General features: G+C 64.5%; 21 protein-coding genes and 1 tRNA gene. 10 read left to right on the plus strand and 12 right to left on the minus strand.

The features are described from left to right. Window positions 1-73: 73 nt before the first annotated feature. Window positions 74-149: transfer RNA gene (locus tag ABWY06_RS24875), tRNA-Glu, on the minus strand. Between the two features lie 236 nt (window positions 150-385). Here ABWY06_RS24875 and ABWY06_RS24880 point away from each other — a divergent pair. Then, window positions 386-1,153, plus strand: a complete 768-nt coding sequence (locus tag ABWY06_RS24880; RefSeq protein ID WP_353928271.1) for a hypothetical protein — start codon at window positions 386-388, stop codon at window positions 1,151-1,153. Next, window positions 1,146-1,841 (plus strand): glutathione S-transferase family protein, encoded by a 696-nt coding sequence (locus ABWY06_RS24885; protein ID WP_353928272.1) that lies wholly within the window; start codon window positions 1,146-1,148, stop codon window positions 1,839-1,841. Before ABWY06_RS24880 ends, ABWY06_RS24885 begins: the two co-directional genes overlap by 8 nt. Window positions 1,842-1,850: 9 nt before the next feature. Here ABWY06_RS24885 and msrC read toward each other — a convergent pair whose 3' ends face one another. Both msrC and ABWY06_RS24895 read right to left on the minus strand, forming a co-directional pair. After that, window positions 1,851-2,333 (minus strand): free L-methionine (R)-S-oxide reductase MsrC, encoded by a 483-nt coding sequence (msrC, locus tag ABWY06_RS24890; RefSeq protein WP_353928273.1) that lies wholly within the window; start codon window positions 2,331-2,333, stop codon window positions 1,851-1,853. Next, on the minus strand, window positions 2,330-3,220 hold the full coding sequence (locus ABWY06_RS24895) for an ATP-binding protein (protein ID WP_353928274.1): 891 nt from the start codon (window positions 3,218-3,220) through the stop codon (window positions 2,330-2,332). Before ABWY06_RS24895 ends, msrC begins: the two co-directional genes overlap by 4 nt. A gap of 105 nt (window positions 3,221-3,325) precedes the next feature. On the opposite strand from ABWY06_RS24895, the gene ABWY06_RS24900 reads away from it, so the two are divergent. After that, window positions 3,326-5,647 carry an ATP-binding protein gene (locus ABWY06_RS24900; RefSeq protein ID WP_353928275.1) on the plus strand — a complete coding sequence of 774 codons (2,322 nt, stop codon included), beginning with the start codon at window positions 3,326-3,328 and terminating at the stop codon, window positions 5,645-5,647. Here ABWY06_RS24900 and ABWY06_RS24905 read toward each other — a convergent pair. From ABWY06_RS24905 to msrB, 3 genes are all read right to left on the minus strand, one after another. After that, window positions 5,631-6,098, minus strand: coding sequence for a MarR family winged helix-turn-helix transcriptional regulator (locus tag ABWY06_RS24905; protein ID WP_353928276.1), 468 nt, complete (start codon window positions 6,096-6,098; stop codon window positions 5,631-5,633). The two genes, ABWY06_RS24900 and ABWY06_RS24905, sit on opposite strands and share 17 nt — an antisense overlap. After that, window positions 6,095-6,580 carry a glutathione peroxidase gene (locus ABWY06_RS24910; protein ID WP_353928277.1) on the minus strand — a complete coding sequence of 162 codons (486 nt, stop codon included), beginning with the start codon at window positions 6,578-6,580 and terminating at the stop codon, window positions 6,095-6,097. The genes ABWY06_RS24905 and ABWY06_RS24910 overlap by 4 nt, the downstream gene beginning before the upstream one ends. Window positions 6,581-6,759: 179 nt before the next feature. Further along, window positions 6,760-7,158: a peptide-methionine (R)-S-oxide reductase MsrB gene (gene msrB, locus ABWY06_RS24915; protein ID WP_353928278.1), complete on the minus strand. Its 399-nt coding sequence runs from the start codon at window positions 7,156-7,158 to the stop codon at window positions 6,760-6,762. 330 nt (window positions 7,159-7,488) lie between these two features. On the opposite strand from msrB, the gene ABWY06_RS24920 reads away from it, so the two are divergent. The 4 genes from ABWY06_RS24920 (at window position 7,489) to ABWY06_RS24935 (ending at window position 11,033) form a co-directional block, all read left to right on the plus strand. Beyond that, window positions 7,489-8,700, plus strand: coding sequence for a pyridoxal phosphate-dependent aminotransferase (locus tag ABWY06_RS24920; RefSeq protein ID WP_353928279.1), 1,212 nt, complete (start codon window positions 7,489-7,491; stop codon window positions 8,698-8,700). Window positions 8,701-8,814: 114 nt separating this feature from the next. Beyond that, on the plus strand, window positions 8,815-9,264 hold the full coding sequence (locus tag ABWY06_RS24925) for a hypothetical protein (protein WP_353928280.1): 450 nt from the start codon (window positions 8,815-8,817) through the stop codon (window positions 9,262-9,264). A 90-nt stretch (window positions 9,265-9,354) separates the two neighbouring features. Then, window positions 9,355-10,242, plus strand: a complete 888-nt coding sequence (gene htpX / locus ABWY06_RS24930) for a protease HtpX (protein WP_353928281.1) — start codon at window positions 9,355-9,357, stop codon at window positions 10,240-10,242. A gap of 143 nt (window positions 10,243-10,385) precedes the next feature. After that, a complete protein-coding gene (locus ABWY06_RS24935) occupies window positions 10,386-11,033 on the plus strand; it encodes a DUF2959 domain-containing protein (protein WP_353928282.1) in 648 nt (215 codons plus the stop codon). On the opposite strand, the gene ABWY06_RS24940 is transcribed toward ABWY06_RS24935, so the two are convergent. Continuing rightward, on the minus strand, window positions 11,002-11,676 hold the full coding sequence (locus tag ABWY06_RS24940; RefSeq protein WP_353928283.1) for a thiopurine S-methyltransferase: 675 nt from the start codon (window positions 11,674-11,676) through the stop codon (window positions 11,002-11,004). The two genes, ABWY06_RS24935 and ABWY06_RS24940, sit on opposite strands and share 32 nt — an antisense overlap. A 100-nt stretch (window positions 11,677-11,776) precedes the next feature. On the opposite strand from ABWY06_RS24940, the gene ABWY06_RS24945 reads away from it, so the two are divergent. After that, a complete protein-coding gene (locus tag ABWY06_RS24945; RefSeq protein ID WP_353928284.1) occupies window positions 11,777-12,544 on the plus strand; it encodes a DODA-type extradiol aromatic ring-opening family dioxygenase in 768 nt (255 codons plus the stop codon). 66 nt (window positions 12,545-12,610) lie between these two features. On the opposite strand, the gene ABWY06_RS24950 is transcribed toward ABWY06_RS24945, so the two are convergent. Next, window positions 12,611-14,290 (minus strand): DEAD/DEAH box helicase, encoded by a 1,680-nt coding sequence (locus ABWY06_RS24950; RefSeq protein WP_502948251.1) that lies wholly within the window; start codon window positions 14,288-14,290, stop codon window positions 12,611-12,613. A 385-nt stretch (window positions 14,291-14,675) separates the two neighbouring features. Here ABWY06_RS24950 and ABWY06_RS24955 point away from each other — a divergent pair, with 385 nt between their 5' ends. Next, a complete protein-coding gene (locus tag ABWY06_RS24955; protein ID WP_353928286.1) occupies window positions 14,676-15,467 on the plus strand; it encodes a crotonase/enoyl-CoA hydratase family protein in 792 nt (263 codons plus the stop codon). Window positions 15,468-15,557: 90 nt separating this feature from the next. Here ABWY06_RS24955 and ABWY06_RS24960 read toward each other — a convergent pair whose 3' ends face one another. Continuing rightward, a complete protein-coding gene (locus tag ABWY06_RS24960) occupies window positions 15,558-16,316 on the minus strand; it encodes a spermidine synthase (RefSeq protein WP_353928287.1) in 759 nt (252 codons plus the stop codon). A 119-nt stretch (window positions 16,317-16,435) separates the two neighbouring features. Here ABWY06_RS24960 and ABWY06_RS24965 point away from each other — a divergent pair, with 119 nt between their 5' ends. Next, on the plus strand, window positions 16,436-17,782 hold the full coding sequence (locus ABWY06_RS24965; protein WP_353928288.1) for a class II 3-deoxy-7-phosphoheptulonate synthase: 1,347 nt from the start codon (window positions 16,436-16,438) through the stop codon (window positions 17,780-17,782). Here the strand turns inward: ABWY06_RS24965 and ABWY06_RS24970 are convergent. From ABWY06_RS24970 to ABWY06_RS24980, 3 genes are all read right to left on the minus strand, one after another. Next, window positions 17,763-18,992, minus strand: coding sequence for a winged helix-turn-helix domain-containing protein (locus ABWY06_RS24970; protein ID WP_353928289.1), 1,230 nt, complete (start codon window positions 18,990-18,992; stop codon window positions 17,763-17,765). The genes ABWY06_RS24965 and ABWY06_RS24970 overlap by 20 nt on opposite strands. Then, complete coding sequence (locus ABWY06_RS24975; protein WP_353928290.1) at window positions 18,989-19,921, minus strand: DMT family transporter; 933 nt, start codon at window positions 19,919-19,921, stop codon at window positions 18,989-18,991. Before ABWY06_RS24975 ends, ABWY06_RS24970 begins: the two co-directional genes overlap by 4 nt. 135 nt (window positions 19,922-20,056) lie before the next feature. Then, the gene (locus ABWY06_RS24980) at window positions 20,057-20,938 is read right to left on the minus strand and encodes a PhzF family phenazine biosynthesis protein (protein WP_353928291.1); all 882 of its coding nucleotides are present in this window, start codon (window positions 20,936-20,938) and stop codon (window positions 20,057-20,059) included. Window positions 20,939-21,011 lie beyond the last annotated feature (73 nt).

Raw genomic sequence — 21,011 nt, forward strand, 5'->3', positions numbered from 1 at the left:
GACCCCGACCTTGGCAAGGTCGTGCTCTACCAACTGAGCTATTCCCGCAACATACAGCCATTACATCTAAAAATGGCGTCCCCTAGGGGACTCGAACCCCTGTTACCGCCGTGAAAGGGCGGTGTCCTAGGCCACTAGACGAAGGGGACACACACCGGAACCAACAACAAGCCATCACGCAAGTTTTCCGGCTTTGCTGGCTGACCCCTAAGGCTTAGCGCTGCAAAGTGGCGCGAATTCTAGGGAGCCTTGGACAGGCCGTCAACCCTTGAGTGAAAATTATTTTAAATCAATGACTTCAGGCCAGAAACTGATCTACCGCTACCAGCCTCAGCGCTAAGACTCTACACTCGGACGAAAAACCAGCAATCGAGAGGTCGTCCAGGTGTCTCCACTCGTCATCACCCTGCTGATCGTTGCCGGCATCAGTGTTCTGATCGCCATTGGCTACATCAACCATATGGTCGAGAACAACAAGCTGGAAAAGGCTCGCCTCAAGGCTGACTTGACCGATCGCCTGCGCCGTTGTGGTGATGTCTCGGAAGCCCTGCCGGGGCAACTGATGACCCCCGAGCTCAAACTGATGCTCAGTCGCCTGCAGCTGCAGTTCACCGAACGCTTGCTGCCGCTGGAAAAGAGCAACAAGGCGCTGGCCAGTCGCATCGAGGAGCTGCGCGGCCTGGTCGGCAAAGGCGAATCGATTCCGGTACGCAATGCCCCGCAACCGGTGCAGAGCGAAGCCAAGGCCAAGGAAGTCCGCTTTCTGCTGGAAAACCTGCATGGCGTAATCAACCGCGCCGCCCAGGACGCCTTGTTGCCGGTCAACGAGGCCAAACACTGGGCTCAGGAAATTCGCCATATGCTGGTGCTGCTGCATATCGAGTTCTTCACCAATCTCGGTCAGCAAGCCTTGCAGCAGGGCCAGCCGGGGCAGGCGCGCCTGGCATTCGAACGGGGCGTCCAGTACCTGCACAAGCAGAACGACCCCACCCGCTACCAGGCCCAGCTCAAGCAGATGGAGAGCCAGCTGACCCAAGCCAATGCGAAGGTGCTTGAAACCAGCAAGCCGGTCGGCGACGCCAGCGAGCTAACCGATGGCCTGAAGTCCCTGGACGCCGAAGAAGATTGGAAAAAGAAGAATATCTATGACTGAGACGCCGACGGGTGCGTACCCGGCCAGCAGCCTGACGCTTTACGGCGCCCCCCTGTCGCCCTTCGTGCGCAAGGTGCGACTGGCCCTCGCGGAAAAACGCCTGGACTATCGCCTGGAGATCATCACGCCTTTTGGCCAACCCGGCTGGTACCTGGATCTCAGCCCGCTGGGCCGCATCCCCGCGCTCAAGGACGGCGCCTTCAGCCTGGCCGATTCGAGCGTCATCTGCCAATACCTGGAGGACCAGTACCCAGCCACGCCCCAGCTGTATGGCCCGGACGCCCAGGCCAGGGCTCGCGTGCGCTGGCTGGAAAAGTACGCCGATTACGAGCTGGCGCCACTGACCACGCTTTGCGTGTTTCGCAACCGCGCGCTGAAACCCACGATGGGCAAGGTGTGTGACGAAATCGCCGTGCAAAATGCCCTTAAGGACAAACTGCCAGGGCATTTCGATTACCTGGAAAAGATCCTCGGCGATGCCGCCTATTTCGTCGGTACCCGTCTGACGCTGGCGGACCTGGCCGTAGGCTGCCAGTTGATCAACCTGGAACACGGCGGCGAGTCCCTGGACCCCCAGCGCTGGCCCGGGCTAAGCGCCCATTATGGGCGGATCAAAGCGCTGGAATCCGTGCAACAGGTGCTGCCTGGCGAGCAGCGCACCCTGGCTAAACTCAGCGGCCAGGGCTGACAGGCTCGATCAACAGTCGGTCAAGCGCAGGAAGATCGCCACCAGGGCTTCGATACCCTGTTGGTCCTCGAGGCTGAAGCGCGCGTGGCGCGGGCTGTCCAGGTCCAGCACACCGAGCAAACGCCCGTGCTTTTCCAGGGGCACCACCAGTTCGCTATTGGACGCGCTGTCGCAGGCGATATGCCCGGCAAAGGCATGTACATCCTCGACCCGCTGGGTTTGCCGGGTGGCCGCCGCCGTGCCACACACCCCGCGCCCGAACGGAATACGCACACAGGCCACGCGCCCCTGGAACGGCCCCAGGAGCAGTTGCTCGTCACGATTGAAATAGAACCCTGCCCAGCTCAGTCCGTCGAGCTCGTAAAAGAGGAAGGCGGCGAACTGCGCCGCATTGGCGATCAGGTCGCGCTCATCGGCCAGCAACGCCTCCACCTGCGCGGCCAACAGGCTGTAGCCCTCGAGGCCACGACCACTTTGCGGTAAATCGATCATGCAGATGTCTCCAGTAAACGCAGGCCCACCCAATAGCGGGCGAACTGATAGGCACAGCGACCATTGCGATTGCCGCGCCCCAGGGCCCAGCGAATCGCTTCGATCTCCAGCGCATGGTCCCACTGCCAGACCAGACCGGCCTGCCCCGCCAGGTGCCTCAGCCAGTGCTGAACCACGGCGAGGTAATGCTCCTGGGTAAAGGGATAGAACGACAGCCACAGGCCAAAACGGTCGGACAGCGCGATCTTGTCCTCGACCGCCTCGTTCGGATGCAGCTCGCCATCGACCCGCTGCCAATTTTCATTGTCGCTTTCCCGCTCGGGCACCAGGTGCCGACGATTCGAGGTGGCATACAACAGGACATTGTCCGGCGCCTGTTCGAGAGAACCATCGAGCACCGTTTTGAGGACCCGATAATCGCCTTCGCCAGGGTCGAAGGACAGGTCATCGCAAAACACCACAAAGCGTTGCGGCAAACCCGCCAGTTGTTCGACGATTCGCGGCAGGTCCGCCAGGTGATCGCGCTCGACCTCGATCAGACGCAGTCCCTGCTCCGCGTACTCGCTCAACAGTGCCCTGACCAGGGACGATTTGCCGGTGCCACGTGCGCCCCAGAGCAGTGCATGGTTGGCCGGCAATCCGGCGAGAAACTGCCGCGTGTTGCCCGCCAGTTGCGCGCACTGGCGGTCCACGCCCACCAAGTCGGACAGGCCGCGGTTCAGGCTGACCCGCAAGGGCAGCAGGTAACCGTTGCGGCCGTCCCGTTGCCACCGGGCCGCCAGGCAGCCGCCCCACGCCAGTGGGGTGTGAACCGCGGGCAACAGCGGTTCAAGCCGAATCAACAGCGACTCGGCGCGCTCCAGCAACTCAATTAATCGAGATTCCACATTTCACTCCTTTGTGCGCACTGACCGGCACTTGACGCTGCCGTCAGAAAGACCAGATGGGCTATGCTTGGCGGGCGAACGGACTTGAGGTCGACTTTTTTACCTATGGATATAACGCTCACCCAACGCCTGTCCTACAAACAGGCCAGCCTGACAGTACTGGTAGCGTTTATCCTGGGTACGCTGCTTAGCATCGTTCAGGTGGGCATCGATTATGCCAGTGAAGATGCCTCCATCGACCGGGAGATTCGCGCCCTGCTGGAAGTCAGCCACAATCCCGCCGCTCGCATCGCCTACAACATTGACGCCGAACTGGCCCAGGAGCTGGTGCTGGGCCTACTGCGCTCGCCGGCGGTCATCAGTGCGGAAATCCTCGACAACAGCGGCATGACCCTCGCCAGCGTCAGTCGACCACGCACGGAAAGCCGCTACCGCATTTTCAGCGACTCTCTGTTTGGCGCCAGTCGCCGCTTCGAGGATCCGCTGTTCGTCAACCACGCCCCCCAGGAAGCCCTCGGCCTGCTGCGCCTGGAAGTCGACACCTACGCCTTTGGCAGCCACTTTCTCAGCCGTGCCCTGTTGACCCTGTTGACCGGATTCGCCCGCAGCCTGTTGTTGTCGCTGATCCTGCTGGTGCTGTTCTACTTTATGCTGACCAAACCCCTGGTCGGGGTCATCCGCGCGCTCAGTGAACGTGACCTGCGCAATCCGACGCGCCAGACCCTGCCCTGCCCGCCCGGCCACGAACGCGATGAAATCGGCACCCTGGTGCAAGTGGCCAACCAACAGCTGGTCAGCATCGCCGAAGAGATCGAGCAACGTCGAGGCGCCGAAGATCGCTTGACCCAGTACCTCAACGAACTGGAGAACATCGTCTCGGCCCGCACCACCGAACTCAAGGCGACCAATGCGCGCCTGACCCTCTCCAACCAGCACCTCGAAGTGGCGCGCAGCACGGCCCTGGACATGGCCCAGGCGCGCTCCTCGTTTCTGGCCAATATGAGCCATGAGATCCGCACCCCGCTCAATGGCTTGCTGGGCATGCTCGCCCTGGCCCTGGATGGCCCGCTCAACACCGAACAACGCCAGCAGCTGCTGATCGCCCACGACTCGGGCAAGGTACTGGTGGAGCTGCTCAACGATATTCTCGACCTGTCGAAATTCGAAGCAGGCCAGTTGCAGCTCGAGCGCATCCCCTTCGACCTGGGCCTGCTGGTTGAAGAAACCGCCAACCTGCTGTCGCAGAACGCCACCACCGCGGTGGAGCTGACCTGCCTGATCGACCAGCAAATGCCGGCCATGGTCCTGGGCGATCCCACCCGGGTGCGCCAGATCGTCAGCAACCTGTTGTCCAACGCACTGAAGTTCACCCGCCTGGGCCGCGTCGATGTCCGCGTCAATGCCCACGCCGAAGGCGTGCGCATCGTCGTGCGGGACACCGGCATCGGTATTCCGGAAGAAGCCCAGGCGCGGATCTTCCAGCCCTTTGCCCAAGCCGGTGCGGGCATCACCCGACAGTATGGCGGGACCGGGCTGGGCCTGGCGCTGACCCGCCGGCTGTGCGAAGCCATGCATGGCCAGCTGAGCCTGTATTCCGAGGAGGGTTTTGGCAGCCAGTTCTGCGCCGAGCTGCCCCTGCTTGGCCATGCGCCGGCCATCCGCCTGCCGGCCATGAGCGGCCGGGTGGTCGGTCTCAGCACCGCCAGCAGCGGCCTGAGCGAACTGCTGGCCACCCTGCTGCCGAGCTGGGGCCTGACCTATCTACGCTACGACACCAATGCCGCGCTGCAAGGTCTCGAGGCCGACCTGTTGATCAGCGACTGCCCGCAGTGCCTGCTCGATATCCGGCCAGAACTGGCCATGCCCGTCCTGCTGGTCACCGCCTACGGCAGTTTCCTGGCGGGCGAACAAGCCGCCGCGCTGGCTCCGCTGGAACAATTGGCGCGTCCCCTGGCCAGGGCAGCGCTGTATCAGGCGATACGCCGGGTGCTGCTACCCGACCACGAACAGATCAGCGCGCCGACGCTGATCGCCCAACGGGTGCGGCGCCAGGCCAAAGTGCTGCTGGTGGAGGACAATCCGGTCAATCAGCTGGTGGCCAAAGGGATGCTGAGTAAACTGGGTTGCGAGGTACTGGTCGCCGCCCACGGCGCCGAGGCCCTCAGCAGCCTGGAGCAAACCAGCGTCGACCTGGTACTGATGGACTGCAATATGCCGGTGATGGACGGTTATGAGGCCAGCCGGCGCATCCGTCAGAGCGGCCGCTGGCCGGACCTGCCGATCATCGCCCTGACCGCCAATGCGCTGCCGGACGAACGCGAACGCTGCCGCGCCGCCGGCATGAACGACTACCTGGCCAAACCTTTTCGCCGGGAAGAGCTGGAAGCCTTGTTGGACAGCTGGCTGCCCGTTACGGCAACCCCGTAAGACGCGCCAGCAAGCCGCCCAACTGCTCGCGCAGGGCCGCCAGCTTGTCCTGATCGACCCCGTGCTCGCACAGCAACTGTGCCTTGAGCGGCATGACCCGCTCACGCAGGGCCAGTCCTGGTTTGGTCAACGCCAGATGCACCTGACGCTCGTCGGCGCTGGCACGCTGGCGCAGCACCCAGCCCAGCTGCTGCAAACGCTTGAGGAGAGGGGTCAGGGTGCCCGAATCGAGCATCAGGCGCTCCCCCAGGGCCTTGAGGGTCGGCTCGGTGGGTGGGGCGCCCGCCCACTCCCACAGCACCAGCATCACCAGGTACTGGGGGTAGGTCAGACCCAGCTGATCGAGCATCGGCCGATAACCACGAATGACCGCCCGCGAGGCGGCATACAATCTGAAACACAGCTGCTCGTCCAATCGCAGCGCGCTCGCCTCGTCGAGCCCACGACTCATTTGAGCAGCGCTTCGATCTCGGCGGTCAGGTCCTGGGGCTTGGTGGCCGGAGCGAAACGCTTGACCAGCTTGCCGTCCTGGCCAATCAGGAACTTGGTGAAATTCCACTTGACCCCCTGGCTGCCGAGCAGCCCGGGCGCCCGCTGCTTGAGCTGCACGAACAACGGATGGGCCTCGGCACCGTTGACGTCGACCTTCTTGAACAACGGGAAGCTCACGCCAAAATTAAGTTCGCAGAACTCGCTGATCGCCCCTTCATCGCCCGGTTCCTGCTTGCCGAACTGGTTGCAGGGAAATCCCAGCACCACCAGGCCACGGTCCTTGTAGGACTGCCACAGCTGTTCCAGGCCGGCGTACTGCTTGGTAAAACCGCACTGGCTGGCGGTGTTGACCACCAGCACGGCCTTGCCAGCGAAATCCGCCAGGGTTTTCTGCTCGCCCTTGATGGTGGTGCAGGGTATGTCCAGCAATGCGTCTGTCATGGTGATCGACCTGTGAAGAGTTGAGGAAGGCAAGTCGATGAAGATAGTGCGCTATTCAATTGCACACAATCTAGTTAGTGAAAAATAAGGCCCGCCAATGGGCGAGCCTATGGTGGCGTTATACCCGCGCCAGCACCGCAGCGGGCAATGCCTGACGTGGTGATCCGGGCCCAGGGGTTTCAGGCCGGATACGGCTTGAGTTTGAGCGAGGCGGAATTGATGCAGTAGCGCATGCCAGTCGGCGCCGGTCCATCGGGGAACAGGTGCCCCAGGTGGGCGTCGCACTGGGCGCAAAGCACCTCGATACGCTGCATGCCGTGACTGGAATCTTCGCGACTGGCAATCGCCGCATTCGACGCCGGCTGGTAATAGCTGGGCCAGCCGGTGCCGGAATCGAATTTCGCCTGGGAGTCGAACAACACCGCATCGCAGCAGGCGCAGTGGTAGAGCCCCGGGGTCTTGTCGGCATGGTAGGCGCCACTGAAGGCGCGCTCGGTGCCGCCCAGGCGACAGACGTGGAACTGCTCGTCGCTGAGCTCCTCGCGCCAGGCCTCCAGGGGCTTTTCAAGCTTGTCCATCCATCACCTCTCAGTCAGTCGTGATCCATAAAAAGCCCGATCAGTCCCTTTTCGAGGGATCGGGCCGCACGTATGATTGCGCCACTTTAGACGCCAGTCTGGCATCCGCATGGGCGGCTGCCAAGCCAGGCCAAGCTGACTTTAAGCGAGCGATTGTAAAACTACCGGCGTTGCCGATACGGCGTTAAAAACAGGCTCGGAACGCTCATTTACACCCTGTAAGCGCCGCTTCCTTGCCTGTTTTTGCCTTGTCTCGGCGGCCTCGCCTACGTTTTCCAATGGCCTGTTAGAAACCTTTTCCGCGGCGTTCGTTCATTCGGGATCCCTTATATGCAGGTCAGCAAATCCAACAAGCTCGCCAACGTCTGCTACGACATTCGCGGTCCGGTGCTCAAGCACGCCAAACGCCTGGAAGAGGAAGGCCATCGCATCCTCAAGCTGAACATTGGCAACCCTGCGCCCTTCGGTTTCGAGGCCCCCGAGGAAATCCTCCAGGACGTGATCCGCAACCTGCCCACGGCCCAGGGTTACAGCGATTCCAAGGGCCTGTTCAGCGCGCGCAAGGCGGTGATGCAGTACTACCAGCAAAAACAGGTCGAAGGCGTTGGCATCGAGGACATCTACCTCGGCAATGGCGTGTCGGAACTGATCGTGATGGCCATGCAGGCCCTGCTCAACAACAACGACGAAGTGCTGATCCCGGCGCCCGACTATCCCCTGTGGACCGCCGCAGTGAGCCTGGCCGGCGGCAAGCCGGTACACTACCTGTGCGACGAGCAGGCCGGTTGGTTCCCCGATATCGCCGACATGCGCGCCAAGATCACGCCCAACACCAAGGCGCTGGTGCTGATCAACCCGAACAACCCCACCGGTGCGGTCTACTCCAAGGAAGTCCTGGAAGACATCGTCGAGCTGGCGCGCCAACACAACCTGGTGCTGTTCTCCGACGAAATCTACGACAAGATCCTCTATGACGACGCCGTGCATATCTGCACCGCCTCGCTGGCCCCTGACGTGCTGTGCCTGACCTTCAACGGCCTGTCCAAGTCCTATCGGGTCGCTGGCTTCCGCTCTGGGTGGGTGGCCATCTCCGGCCCCAAGCACAAGGCGCAGAGCTATATCGAAGGCATCGACATCCTGGCCAACATGCGCCTGTGCGCCAACGTGCCGAGCCAGCATGCGATCCAGACCGCGCTCGGCGGCTACCAAAGCATCACTGACCTGGTCCTGCCCCAGGGCCGCCTGCTGGAGCAGCGCAACCGCACCTGGGAATTGCTCAACGCCATTCCCGGAGTCAGTTGCGTGAAACCCATGGGCGCGCTGTATGCCTTTCCGAAGATCGATCCGAAAGTCTGTCCCATCCATAACGACGAGAAATTCGTGCTCGACCTGCTGCTCTCGGAAAAACTGCTGGTGGTACAGGGCACGGCCTTCAACTGGCCGTGGCCGGATCACTTCCGCGTGGTAACCCTGCCGCGACTGGACGACCTGGACCAGGCCATCGGCCGGATCGGCAGCTTTCTCAAGACCTATAGCCAGTAAGATGACCCGCCGCCAGCGGGTGACGGGCGCCCGCACGAATCGTGCCACCACCCGGACCCGCGCGGCGGCGCGCGCCCTTCCTCAGCCCATCGTGCAGACAGCGAAACCCTGACCATGGATCTACAGATCGACGATTTCTACAAGGACGCCGCCAGCGGCTTATTGACCCTGTACCAGGCCTTCCCACGGCGCATCGGCCTGTATGTGGAAGACCTGATCGGCCTGGAGGAACCCGACGAGTTCGGCTTACCCAGCAAACGCCATCAGAGCTGCCTAGGCGCGCTGCTGTGGTTGGCCGAAGAAGGTTACCTGCGTTACGAGTCGACCATTCGCTACGAGGCCCTGGACCAGGCGGTACTCTCGGAAAAAGGCTTCCTACGCCTGTCGCGCAGCCTGCCCCATGGGATTCAGGACATCAGCCTGCCCCCCAGCGTGCTGCGCGTGCACGCCACCCTGGCCTTCCAGCTGCGTGAAGCCCTGACCCAGCACCAGGGCGAACGACTGGCCCAGTTGACCCGCCAGCTCTTTGAAAGCCGTCTGGACGGTGCAAGCGACACAGTTTGAAATAGTCGCCCAGTTGTATAGACAGGAGGGGCGCCCTTATATAAGCCGCATCAGCAGTTCACCTGCTCCCGCAAGGAGATATTTTCTACCATGATGCGCATCCTGTTGTTCCTGGGCACCAACCTGGCGGTGGTTCTGATCGCCAGCATTACCCTGAGCCTGCTGGGCTTCAACGGGATAATGGCGGCCAATGGAATCGACCTGAACCTGCAAGGGCTGCTGGTGTTCTGCGCGGTATTTGGGTTCGCCGGTTCGTTGTTTTCCCTGCTGATCTCCAAATGGCTGGCCAAGATGAGCACCGGCACGGCGATCATCAGCCAACCGCGCACCCACCACGAACAGTGGCTGCTGCAGACCGTCGAACAGCTGTCGCGCGACGCCGGCATCAAGATGCCCGAGGTCGGCATTTTCCCGGCCACCCAGGCCAACGCCTTTGCCACCGGCTGGAACAAGAACGATGCGCTGGTGGCGGTCAGTCAGGGCCTGCTGGAGCGCTTCTCACCCGACGAAGTCAAGGCCGTGCTGGCCCACGAGATCGGCCATGTGGCCAATGGCGACATGGTCACCCTGGCCCTGATCCAGGGCGTGGTGAACACCTTCGTGATGTTTTTCGCGCGCATCATCGGCAATTTCGTCGACAAGGTGATCCTTAAGAACGAAAGCGGCCGCGGCATCGGTTTTTATGTCACCACCATAGTCGCCGAGCTGGTCCTGGGCATCCTGGCCACCACCATCGTCATGTGGTTCTCGCGCAAGCGCGAGTTCCGCGCCGACGAGGCCGGTGCTCGCCTGGCTGGCACGCCGGCGATGATCGGCGCCCTGCAACGCCTGCAGCAGGAACAGAACCTGCCGGCGCAGCTGCCTGACAGCCTGACCGCCTTCGGCATCAATGGCGGCCGCAAGCAGGGCCTCAAAAGCCTGTTTATGAGTCACCCCCCGCTGGAAGTGCGGATCGAGGCCCTGCGCCAGCGCGGCTGACGGGGAGGACGTCGAACGCCTGGGCGACCTCGCGGGTCAGGGCGTTTTTTATGGGCACTCCGCAAGACGCCAGGGGTCTACTCGGGGTGTCCGTGGCGCCCACGGCCCCCTTCCCTCCCTTTGTTCTCCAGGATTGTGCCCCCATGCGTCCACTGGTTTTCGCCTGCATCGCCCTGTTCAGCCTCAGTGGCTGCCAAAGCGCCTATTACGCCGCCATGGACAAGGTCGGCGTGCACAAGCGCGATATCCTGGTGGATCGTGTCGAGGAAACCCGCGATGCCCAGCAGGACGCCAAGCAGCAGTTCAAGGACGCCCTGGAACGCTATCGCAGCGTGGTGCAGGTGGACGGCGGCGAACTGGAGGAGCGTTACCAGGCACTGGACCAGGAATACCAGGCCAGCGAGGCCAGCGCCCAGCAGGTACGCCAGCGCATCGCCGCGGTGGAGGACGTGGCCGTGGCCTTGTTCGAGGAGTGGCAGGACGAGCTCGCGCAATACAGCAACCCCAGCCTGCGTGCCGCCAGCGCCAAGGAACTGAGCCGCACCCGCCAGGAGTACCGCAGCCTGTTGCAACGCATGCAGGCCGCCGAAGCCCGTATCGAACCGGTGCTTAGCGTGCTACGGGACCAGGTGCTGTTCCTCAAGCACAACCTCAATGCCCGGGCGATTGGCGCCCTGCAAGGCGAATACCGCACCCTGCAAGGCAATGTCGATCAGCTGATGCGCGAGATGCAACGCTCCATCGACGAATCCGACGCCTTTATCCGGCGTCTGCAGAGCACGGCCAGTTGAGGCCATAGACCCGCTCCTCCAGGCGGTCCAGGCCGCGCTCGAGAAACTTCCAGTTGTCGCCCAGCACATCCCCGGCCTGCAACAGCTGCAGCGCCCCCAGCGCCGCGAAGCGCTCGCGGGCTTCGGCGTCGCTCACCGCAAACGGTGGCCCCTCGAGGCGGGCCTGGTCGTAATCCAGGGTGATCAGCAGGCCGCGCACGCCTGCCGGCAGGATCCGCGCCAGATGCTCCGCGTAGGCCAGGCGCATGGCCGCGGGCAAGGCGATCAAGGCGGCCCGGTCGTAGAGCGCTACACAATCGGCCAGCTGATGCGCCTGCAGGGCGAAAAAGTCACCGCACCAGAGCTCCAGGGTCCCGACCCGGTAACGCACGAAGGCGCCCTCCTCGGCCACCTCGGGCAGCAGCCCCTGCTCCTGGAAAAACGCCTCGACAGCTTTTTGCGCCAGCTCCACACCCACCACCCGATGGCCCTGCGCCGCCAGCCAGGCCAGGTCCAGCGTCTTGCCGCACAGCGGTACCAGCACCCGCCCGGCAGGCGCCAGCGCCAGCCCCTGCCAATGGCGGCGCAAATAGGGGTTCACCTCGGGCAGGTGAAAGCCGATCTGATCGCGCGACCAGCGGGCCTGCCAAAACGCTTCATCCATGCTTACCTACCAATTATTTCGATTGATTAGGGCAATAATTTATACTGGATGCCGATACGTTTCACGCTGAAGATAAGGGCACCCCAGGAGGAACCTTATCATGCTCCCCAGCCTGTTTATTTCCCACGGCTCACCCATGCTGGCCCTGCAGCCCGGCGCCAGCGGCCCGGCCCTGCGGCAACTGGCCGCCGAACTGCCACGGCCGCGGGCCATCCTGCTGGTCTCGGCCCACTGGGAAAGCCACAGCCTGCAGTTGACTGGCGCCGCGACGCCGGCGACCTGGCACGATTTTTCCGGTTTTCCGCGCCCCCTCTACGACGTGCGCTACCCCGCCCCCGGCTCACCGGCGCTGGCGCAGCAGGTGCAGGCCTTGTTGGCCGCCCAGGGTCTGCCGGCGAGCATCGACCCCGACCGCCCGCTGGACCACGGCGCCTGGGTGCCGCTGTCGCTGATGTACCCCGACGCGGATATACCGGTGGTGCAACTGTCGCTGCCGAGCCGGCTTGGCCCGGCCGCCCAGACCCGCATAGGCCGCGTCTTGGCTGAACTGCGGGCGCAAGACATTCTGCTGATCGGCTCCGGCAGCATCACCCATAACCTGGGTGAACTGGACTGGCAGGCCGGGCCCGAGGTCATCGAGCCCTGGGCTGGGGCATTTCGCGACTGGATGGTGCGGCAGCTGGCCGCGGACGACGAAGCTGCGCTGCACGACTACCGACGCCTGGCCCCCTCGGCCGTACGCAACCACCCCAGCGACGAGCACCTGCTGCCGCTGTACTTCGCCCGAGGCGCGGGTGGGCGTTTCGCCCAAGTGCACAGTGGCTTTACCCTCGGCGCGCTGGGCATGGATATCTACCGATTCGACTGACCGTACACCGCCATAAAAAAAACCCCGCCAAGGCGGGGTTTTTTAGGGTGACTCAATCCCGAGGGATCAGTCCTCGCGATACCGGCGCAGCTTCAGTTGCTTACCTGCCACGCGGGTGTCCTTGAGCTTGGTCAGCAGGCGCTCGAGCCCGTCTTCCGGCAACTCGACCAGGCTGAAGCTGTCACGCACCTGGATGCGACCGATGGCTTCACGGGCCAGGCCGCCCTCGTTGAGGATGGCGCCCAACAGATTTTTCGCGGCGATGCCGTCACGCGCGCCCAGTGCGGTACGGCAACGGGCACGGCCGTCGGCCAAGGGCACCGGGGCACGGCGTTCACGCATTTCGCTGCGCTCGCTGGAACGCTCACCCGAACGCTCGCTGCGTTCACGCGGCGCGCTGGTCGGCACCAGCGGCTGCTCGCGCTCGACTTCGGCCAAGGTCAGCGCCTGGCCATTGGTGGCCTTGCGCAGCAGGGCCGCAGCCAGGGCACGCGGGGTGCAACCGATTTCGGCGGTCAGGCGATCGAGCAATTCACCGTGGGTGGTTTCGGCATCGCCGGCCACCAGCGGCGTCAGGCTCATGGTCAGTTTCTTGATGCGTGCGGTCAGCACGGCCTGGGCATCCGGCAGACGCACTTCGGCGACTTTCTGCCCAGTGACGCGCTCGATCACCTGCAGCATGCGGCGTTCGCGCGGGGTGACCAGCAGCAAGGCACGACCGGTACGCCCGGCACGGCCGGTGCGGCCGATACGGTGCACGTAGGATTCAGGATCATAGGGCATGTCCACGTTCATCACGTGGGTGATGCGCGGCACGTCCAGGCCCCGTGCGGCCACGTCGGTGGCGACCACGATGTCCAGGCGACCGTCTTTCAGCGATTCGATCACGCGCTCACGCTGGTTCTGCGCGATATCGCCGTTCAAGGCGGCGGCCTTGTAGCCCTTGGCTTCCAGCGCGGCGGCCAGGTCCAGGGTGGCTTGCTTGGTGCGCACGAAGGCGATCAGCGCGTCGAATTCCTCGACTTCCAGCAAACGCAGCACGGCGGCGTGTTTCTGATCAGCGTGCACCAACAGGTGCGCCTGCTCGATCGCCGTCACGGTCTGGGTCTTGGTTTCGATCTTGACGTGCTTGGGGTTGCGCAGGTGCTTTTCCGCGATGGCGCGGATCGACTGCGGCAGGGTCGCCGAGAACAGCACGGTCTGACGGCTTTCCGGCATGGCCTTGAAGATCACTTCCAGGTCGTCCATAAAGCCCAGCTTGAGCATTTCGTCCGCTTCGTCGAGCACCAGGTGCTGGATGGTCGACAAGACCTTCTCGTCACGACGCAGGTGATCGACCAGGCGACCCGGCGTGGCCACGACCACCTGGGCACCATTGCGGATGGCCTTGAGTTGCGGACCCATTGGGGCGCCGCCGTATACGGCGATCACGCTCAGGCCCGGCATCTGCTTGGCGTAGGTTTCGAAAGCAGTGGCCACTTGCAGGGCCAGCTCGCGGGTCGGCGCCAGGATCAGGGCCTGCGGCTCTTTCTTGGCCGGGTCGATGCGGCTGAGGATCGGCAGCGCGAAGGCCGCGGTCTTGCCGGTACCGGTCTGGGCTTGACCGATCATGTCGTGGCCGGCGAGGATCACCGGAATCGACTGCAACTGGATCGCCGACGGCTCTTCGTAACCGGTCGCGATCACCGCGGCCAGGATATTCGGATGAAGTTCGAGTGCGGCGAAGCCGCCGAGTACTTGGGTCATGGGTCTGCCTCTAGTGCATCCGCAAAGACCCATGTTCCAAAGCTGCGCATGCCGTGTAAGACCCTAGAGTCACCCTGGCAGCCCTGTCGGCGGGGATTTGCGAAAACGTATTAATGGATGAATCGTCAAGGACGCCCGCTGAAGCGGACATGCAGCCGAAGCTGACTTCGGAGGGATTGCATTACCTGAACGCGGCCAGAGTATTGGCCGGCGCGTACTATACCGGAAAAACTTGACCAGGGTGCGGGTTTTTCCCACAAGTTTTTCAACTGCACCGCCGGACGGTCGAACCCTAGGGTCGAACGCCCTTCGGCGGTTTTGTTGGACAGCCGGGCAGCCGGGCGTTATACCCTCGCAGGTCCCCACCCACGCAAGGAAGTCCGTCATGACCCACAGCGCCAGCGGCCGTGTCAGCCGAGAACAACGTGGCCCGCTTTTCCTCATCGGCCTGGACCGTCCAGCCAAGCGCAACGCCTTCGACCTCGATCTGCTGAACGACCTGAGCCTGGCCTATGGCGAGTTCGAACGCGACGGCCAGGCGCGGGTCGCCCTGGTGTTCGCCCACGGCGAGCACTTCACCGCCGGCCTGGACCTGGCCCAGGTGGCGCCGACCTTTGCCGCCGGCTGGCAACTGCCGGCAGGCGGCTGCGATCCTTGGGGTGTGTTCGGCGGTCCGCGGGTCAGCAAACCGGTGATAGTCGCTGCCCAAGGCTACTGCCTGACCATCGGCATCGAGCTGATGCTCGCGTCGGATATCAGCCTGTGCGCCAGCAATACCCGCTTTGCCCAGATGGAAGTGCAACGCGGCATCCTGCCGTTTGGCGGCGCCACCTTGCGCTTGCCCCAGACTGCGGGCTGGGGCAATGCCATGCGCTGGCTGCTGACCGGCGACGAGTTCGATGCCCACGAAGCCTACCGCCTGGGCCTGGTCCAGGAAGTGCTGGCCAGCGAGGAGTTGATGCCGCGCGCGCTGCAACTGGCCGAGCGGATCGCGGCCCAGGCACCGCTGGGCGTCCAGGCCACCCTGGCCTCGGCGCGCCAGTGCATCACCGAGGGCGAGCAGGCGGCCATCGACGGATTGCTGCCGGCCGTGCAACGGCTGATGGCCAGCGCGGATGCCGCCGAAGGCGTGCGCGCCATGCAGGAGCGCCGCCCCGGGGAGTTTAAAGGCTGCTAGTAGTCCACCCCTGCGGGCGGCGCACTGTCCTGCTGCGTGGGGGAGGCGCGCCCCCATGGTGAATGCCTTCCCCCGACCCGTTGGCGTGCGCTAAGTCGCCCCGCGCACGCTGTCCAGCAGCGGCAGCAGCGAGTAACCCAGGTGCGGCGCCAAGGCCTCGGCGCGCTGGCGCACCGCCTGGGGCTCGAACTGTTGCTCCAGGTCCGCCGGGATAAACAGGATCACATTACCTTCCTTCACCGGGCACTCCCAATAGTGCCGGTGATAGAGCCCGCGCAGCAGCGCCGCCCCCAGGGGCTTGCCATCGTTGCTGGCCCACTGGTTGATCACCAGCCAGCCACCCGGGTTCAGCCGCTGCTGGCATTGTTCGAGAAACGCCCAGGCCAGGTGCCCCGCCGCCGGCCCCTGATCGGTATAGAGGTCGAGAAAGATCAGGTCGGCGGTCTCGGCGCTGTGCAGCAATTCCAGCGCATCGCCGATGCGAATGGTCAGGCGCGGGTCATCCACCAGGCCCATGTGCTCCATCGCCAGGCGAGGCACATCGGGACGCAGCTCGATGACCTCGACGTCCTCCAGCACCAGGAACTTCAGGCACGCCTGGGTCAGGGTCCCCGCGCCGAGCCCGAGAAACAGCGCGGTTTCCGGCGCCGGATGGCACAGCGCCCCGAGGAACATGGCGCGGGTGTAGTCGTATTCCAGCCAGCTCGGATCGGCGATAAAGGTGCAGCTCTGCTCGATCGCCTCGCCAAATTCGAGGAACCGGTAGTCGCCGATTTCCAGCACCCGAATCAGGCCGAACGGGTCCTGCACCTCGGCGACAATCCGCTCCTCCTTACCCTCCAAGTCCATGCCCAGCCCCCTGCGATCGATGCACGGCATCTTACCAGCGCCCTGCAGCGCGTCTATCACAACCCGCGAACCGAGCTGTTACCATGGCCCATCGCGCATTAACGGATCGAGCCAAGACGATGAGCCACACCTGGAGCCCGGAAAGCTGGAGAAGCAAACCCATCCAGCAGCAGCCCCACTACCCCGACGCCGTTCACCTGAGCCGGGTCGAACAGACCCTCGCCAGTTATCCACCCCTGGTGTTCGCCGGGGAGGCGCGCGAATTGCGCCGGCAATTCGCCGAGGTGACCCAGGGCCGGGCCTTTTTGCTGCAAGGCGGCGATTGCGCCGAGAGTTTCGCCGAGTTCTCCGCCGCCAAGATCCGTGACACCTTCAAGGTGCTGCTGCAGATGGCGATCGTCATGACCTTCGCCGCGGGCTGCCCGGTGGTCAAGGTCGGGCGCATGGCCGGCCAGTTCGCCAAGCCGCGCTCGGCCAACGACGAGACCCTGAACGGCGTCACCCTGCCGGCCTACCGCGGCGATATCGTCAACGGCATCGATTTCGACGAACAGAACCGGGTGCCCGACCCCGAGCGCCTGCTGCAGGCGTACCACCAGTCCACCGCCAGCCTGAACCTGCTGCGCGCCTTTGCCCAAGGCGGCTTCGCCGACCTGCACCAGGTGCACCAGTGGAACCTGGACTTTATTGCCCACTCGGCGCTGGGCGAAAAATACAGCCAGCTGGCCGATCGCATCGACGAAACCCTGGCCTTTATGCGCGCCTGCGGCATGGACACCTCGCCGCAACTGCGCGAGACCAGTTTCTTCACCGCCCACGAAGCGCTGTTGCTCAATTACGAGCAGGCGTTCGTCCGTCGCGACAGCCTCACCGGCGGCGATTACGCCTGTTCGGCCCATATGCTGTGGATCGGCGACCGCACCCGCCAGCTCGACGGCGCCCATGTCGAATTTATGCGCGGCGTGGGCAATCCGATCGGGGTGAAGGTGGGCCCCAGCCTGCAGCCGGACGAGCTGCTCCGCCTGATCGACGTGCTCAACCCGGACAACGACCCGGGGCGCCTGAACCTGATCGTGCGCATGGGCGCGGACAAGGTCGAGGGCGGGCTGCCGCGACTGATCCAGGCGGTGCAGCGCGAAGGTCGCCAGGTGCTCTGGAGTTCGGACCCCATGCACGGCAATACCATCAAGGCCAGCAGCGGCTACAAGACCCGCGATTTCGCGCAGATCCTCGCCGAGGTCAAGCAGTTCTTCGCCGTGCACCAGGCCGAGGGCAGCTATGCCGGCGGCATCCATATCGAGATGACCGGGCAGAATGTCACCGAGTGCATCGGTGGCGCCCGACCGATCACCGAGGACGGGTTGTCGGACCGCTACCACACCCATTGCGACCCCCGGATGAATGCCGATCAGTCCCTGGAGCTGGCCTTTCTGATCGCCGAGACCCTCAAGCAGGTCCGTCGCTGAGCGACTCCACCAGCAGCACCCGCAGGCGCCCCGCCACGGGCGAGCGACAGGGCAGTTGCAGCTGCGCCAGGCCGAGCCAAGCGGCCAGGCGCCGCAGCGCCTCGGCCAGCGCCTGCAGCGCGCCGTCGTCCAGGCCCGGCGCCTCTTCGTGCACGGCATGCACCATCAGGCAATCGGCGCGGCGATCGGCACGCAGGTCGATACGCCCGACCAGACGCTCATGGTGCAGGAACGGCAGCACGTAATAGCCGTACACACGTTTGTGCTGGGGCGTGTAGATCTCCAACCGGTAACGGAAACCGAACAGGCGCTCGGTGCGCGCCCGCTCCCAGATCAGCGAGTCGAAAGGCGACAGCAGCGCGCTTACGGGCCGTCCGCGTACTGCGCTGGGCTCTCCGGCGCAGTAGGCCGTGTGGGTCCAGCCCTGCACCCGCACCGGGACCAACGCGCCCTCCTCGACCAGCTCCGCCAGGCGGGCCTGGCTGTCACGGGGATCGAGCCGGTAGTAATCGCGCAGGTCCTTTTCGGTCGCCACCCCCAGGGCCCGGGCCGAGCGCAGCAGCAGCGCGCGCTGCGCTTGCGCCTCGGTCATCTCCGGATGGTCCAGGCAGGCACTCGGCAACACCCGCTCGGGCAGGTCGTACAGGCGCTCGAAACCACGACGTCCGGCAACCGTGACCTCCCCCGCAGCGAACAGCCATTCCAGCGCGGTTTTCTCCGCGCTCCAGTCCCACCAGGGGCCGGCGCGCAAGGTGCGCTGGGTCAAGCTGCCGGCACCCAGCGCGCCACGCTCGTGCACCGCCTGCAACACCTGGCGGATCAAGGGCTGCTGCTCGCGGCCGAAACGCGCCAGCTGACCGTAGATGCCGCCACCCTCGGCCGCCCGGCGCATGCGCCAGCGCAACAGCGGATAGAGCGACAATGGCAGCAGCGAGGCTTCGTGCCCCCAGTATTCGAACAGACGCCGCGCCCGCCCGGTGCCCCAGGCGGCCTGCTCCAGCAACTCGCGTGGGTAGTCGCCCAGGCGCGAATACAGCGGCAGGTAATGCGAGCGCACCAGCGCATTGACCGAGTCGATCTGCACCACACCCAGGCGCTCGATCAGCCCGTTCAGGCGCGCCGCGCCAACCCCCTGACGCGGCGGCGCGAGAAACCCCTGGGCCGCCAGTGCCAGGCGCCGGGCCTGCACCAGTGACAGCGAGTGGGTCATGCCGGCGTTCCTGCGCCAAAGCAGCGCGCGAGCCAGGCATGCCCGCTGACCAGGGTGATCCCCAGCAGCACCAGGCCAGCGCCGAGCACGAAGTTAAGACTCAGCGGTTCAGCGAGGATCAGCACCCCGAAAGTGACGCCGAACAACGGGGTCATAAAGGAAAACACCGCCATGTTCGACGCCAGGTAGCGGCGCAGCAGCCAGAACCAGGTGAAGTAACTGACAAAGGACACCAGCACCCCCTGGAACAACACACTGCCCAGGCTTACCGGGGTCAGGCGCAGCGGTTGCAACTGGCCGCTGCAGAGGGCGAAGGCCAGCAGCAGGATAAAGGCCACGAACAGCTGGTAGAACAGGGTCAGGCTCGGCGACGCCTCGGACAGGCTCGAGCTGCGCACCACCACCGTGGTCGCGCCCCAGGCCATGCCCGCGCACAGCCCCAGGGCATCGCCGAACAGCATCCGCCCATCCAGTGCGGACCAGGACAGGTCGCCGCCAAATGCCAGGGCTATCCCCAGGAAACACAGGCCGATGCCGCCCCATTGCAGCCGCCCGAGGCGCTCGCTGGGCAAGCGCAGGTGCAGGCCGAGGGCGGAGAAAATCGGCGCCGTGTAGAGAAACACCGACATATGCGAGGCCGAGGTGTAGTGCAAGCCCACGGCGATAAACAGGAACTCCAGGGCGAACAGGGCGCCGGCCAGCAGGCCGGGCCGCCAGGTGCCCTGGCGCAGGCCCTGCCACCCCCCGCGCAGGGTCATCAGCAGGCCGACCAGCACGGCCGCGATGCCCGAGCGCAAGGCCACCTGCAACAGCGGCGCGATATCCGCCGCCGCCACCTTGATCGCCACCTGCTGCAGGCCCCACAAGGCGCACAACAGCAGCATGACACCGAACAAAAAGGCGTCCGCGCCCTTGCGCGTCATCGCCATGAACTCGCCGCCCGCGCTACTGCATGCATGTATTTATCACCCAGGGTCAGACAGGGAAACTGCGTCAGGGCCGCAGCATAGCGCCATCGTGCGACGGGCGGCAGCAGCGCGACGGCACTGGCGTGCCCGGCCGCGTCAGAGCGACAGGCAGTAGGCGTCCATCACCCGCGCCTGGCCGCCGGCCATCAGCCGGCTGATCCGGTCATCCTCCAGCTCCAGCTCGACCTGGATCAGGCTGGGCGACGGCGGCGCCATCAGATACCCCTGCTCGATCGCCAGGCGGGTCGTCGCCAGCCCCAGGCGATCGTGCAGGTAACAGGCCAGCGGCCCCGCCGCCATGCCGGTCGCCGACTCCTCGGCGATGCCGTAACGCGGCGCGAACATGCGCGCGCCGGCGGCCCGTCCCGGCTCCCGGGTGGCGGTGGAAAACACATAAAAGCCGACCAGGTCGAAGCGCTCGCTCAGGCGCTCCAGGCGGGCCAGGTCGGGACGCACCCCCTTTACATCCGCTTCGTTGCGCAGCGCCACCAGAATAAAGGCCATGCCCGTCTCGACCCGCGTCGGCAGATGCCCCTCGAGCAACTGCCGCGCCTCCAGGCCCAGCGCACCCAGAACCTCGGCCAGCACCGCGGGATCCTCCGCGGCCACCTCCCGGTACTGCGGCCGGCGTTGCTCCATATAAGCAGCGTCGCCGACCAGCAGGATGTCGCGATTGCCATCGATGGTTTCTTTACTGCTCCAGCCCTCCTGCACCCGGCCCAGCTGGCGCAGCAGAGAAAAGGTGGCGACCGTCGCATGGCCACAATGGGCGATCTGTCGCACCGGCGTGAAAAACTCCAGCTTGAACGCGGCCGTCTCCGAGGCGGAAACAAACGCCGTTTCCGACAGCCCGACCCGGGCGGCAATCGCCAGTTTTTGCGCGGCGCTCAGCGCGTCCGCGTCGAGCACCACACCGGCCGGGTTACCGCCGCGGCCCGCCTCGACAAAGGCATTCACTACCTTGATATCCACCTGCATAGATCACCTTATTATGTTCAAGCCTGAATCGGCAGCGGCCGGCCTGCGCGAACCCGCTGGCCACCCCGGTGCG

This window comes from Pseudomonas sp. (assembly GCF_040514055.1).
GTDB lineage: Bacteria > Pseudomonadota > Gammaproteobacteria > Pseudomonadales > Pseudomonadaceae > Aquipseudomonas.

What these genes read in the sequence shown, in the direction of transcription:
- ABWY06_RS24885 (WP_353928272.1), top strand. Translation starts at nt 1,146, where the DNA reads ATGACTGAGACGCCGACGGGTGCGTACCCGGCCAGCAGCCTGACGCTT.
- msrC (WP_353928273.1), bottom strand. Translation starts at nt 2,333, where the DNA reads ATGATCGATTTACCGCAAAGTGGTCGTGGCCTCGAGGGCTACAGCCTG.
- ABWY06_RS24900 (WP_353928275.1), top strand. Translation starts at nt 3,326, where the DNA reads ATGGATATAACGCTCACCCAACGCCTGTCCTACAAACAGGCCAGCCTG.
- ABWY06_RS24905 (WP_353928276.1), bottom strand. Translation starts at nt 6,098, where the DNA reads ATGAGTCGTGGGCTCGACGAGGCGAGCGCGCTGCGATTGGACGAGCAG.
- ABWY06_RS24910 (WP_353928277.1), bottom strand. Translation starts at nt 6,580, where the DNA reads ATGACAGACGCATTGCTGGACATACCCTGCACCACCATCAAGGGCGAG.
- msrB (WP_353928278.1), bottom strand. Translation starts at nt 7,158, where the DNA reads ATGGACAAGCTTGAAAAGCCCCTGGAGGCCTGGCGCGAGGAGCTCAGC.
- ABWY06_RS24920 (WP_353928279.1), top strand. Translation starts at nt 7,489, where the DNA reads ATGCAGGTCAGCAAATCCAACAAGCTCGCCAACGTCTGCTACGACATT.
- ABWY06_RS24925 (WP_353928280.1), top strand. Translation starts at nt 8,815, where the DNA reads ATGGATCTACAGATCGACGATTTCTACAAGGACGCCGCCAGCGGCTTA.
- htpX (WP_353928281.1), top strand. Translation starts at nt 9,355, where the DNA reads ATGATGCGCATCCTGTTGTTCCTGGGCACCAACCTGGCGGTGGTTCTG.
- ABWY06_RS24935 (WP_353928282.1), top strand. Translation starts at nt 10,386, where the DNA reads ATGCGTCCACTGGTTTTCGCCTGCATCGCCCTGTTCAGCCTCAGTGGC.
- ABWY06_RS24940 (WP_353928283.1), bottom strand. Translation starts at nt 11,676, where the DNA reads ATGGATGAAGCGTTTTGGCAGGCCCGCTGGTCGCGCGATCAGATCGGC.
- ABWY06_RS24945 (WP_353928284.1), top strand. Translation starts at nt 11,777, where the DNA reads ATGCTCCCCAGCCTGTTTATTTCCCACGGCTCACCCATGCTGGCCCTG.
- ABWY06_RS24950 (WP_502948251.1), bottom strand. Translation starts at nt 14,290, where the DNA reads ATGACCCAAGTACTCGGCGGCTTCGCCGCACTCGAACTTCATCCGAAT.
- ABWY06_RS24955 (WP_353928286.1), top strand. Translation starts at nt 14,676, where the DNA reads ATGACCCACAGCGCCAGCGGCCGTGTCAGCCGAGAACAACGTGGCCCG.
- ABWY06_RS24960 (WP_353928287.1), bottom strand. Translation starts at nt 16,316, where the DNA reads ATGGACTTGGAGGGTAAGGAGGAGCGGATTGTCGCCGAGGTGCAGGAC.
- ABWY06_RS24965 (WP_353928288.1), top strand. Translation starts at nt 16,436, where the DNA reads ATGAGCCACACCTGGAGCCCGGAAAGCTGGAGAAGCAAACCCATCCAG.
- ABWY06_RS24970 (WP_353928289.1), bottom strand. Translation starts at nt 18,992, where the DNA reads ATGACCCACTCGCTGTCACTGGTGCAGGCCCGGCGCCTGGCACTGGCG.
- ABWY06_RS24975 (WP_353928290.1), bottom strand. Translation starts at nt 19,921, where the DNA reads ATGGCGATGACGCGCAAGGGCGCGGACGCCTTTTTGTTCGGTGTCATG.
- ABWY06_RS24980 (WP_353928291.1), bottom strand. Translation starts at nt 20,938, where the DNA reads ATGCAGGTGGATATCAAGGTAGTGAATGCCTTTGTCGAGGCGGGCCGC.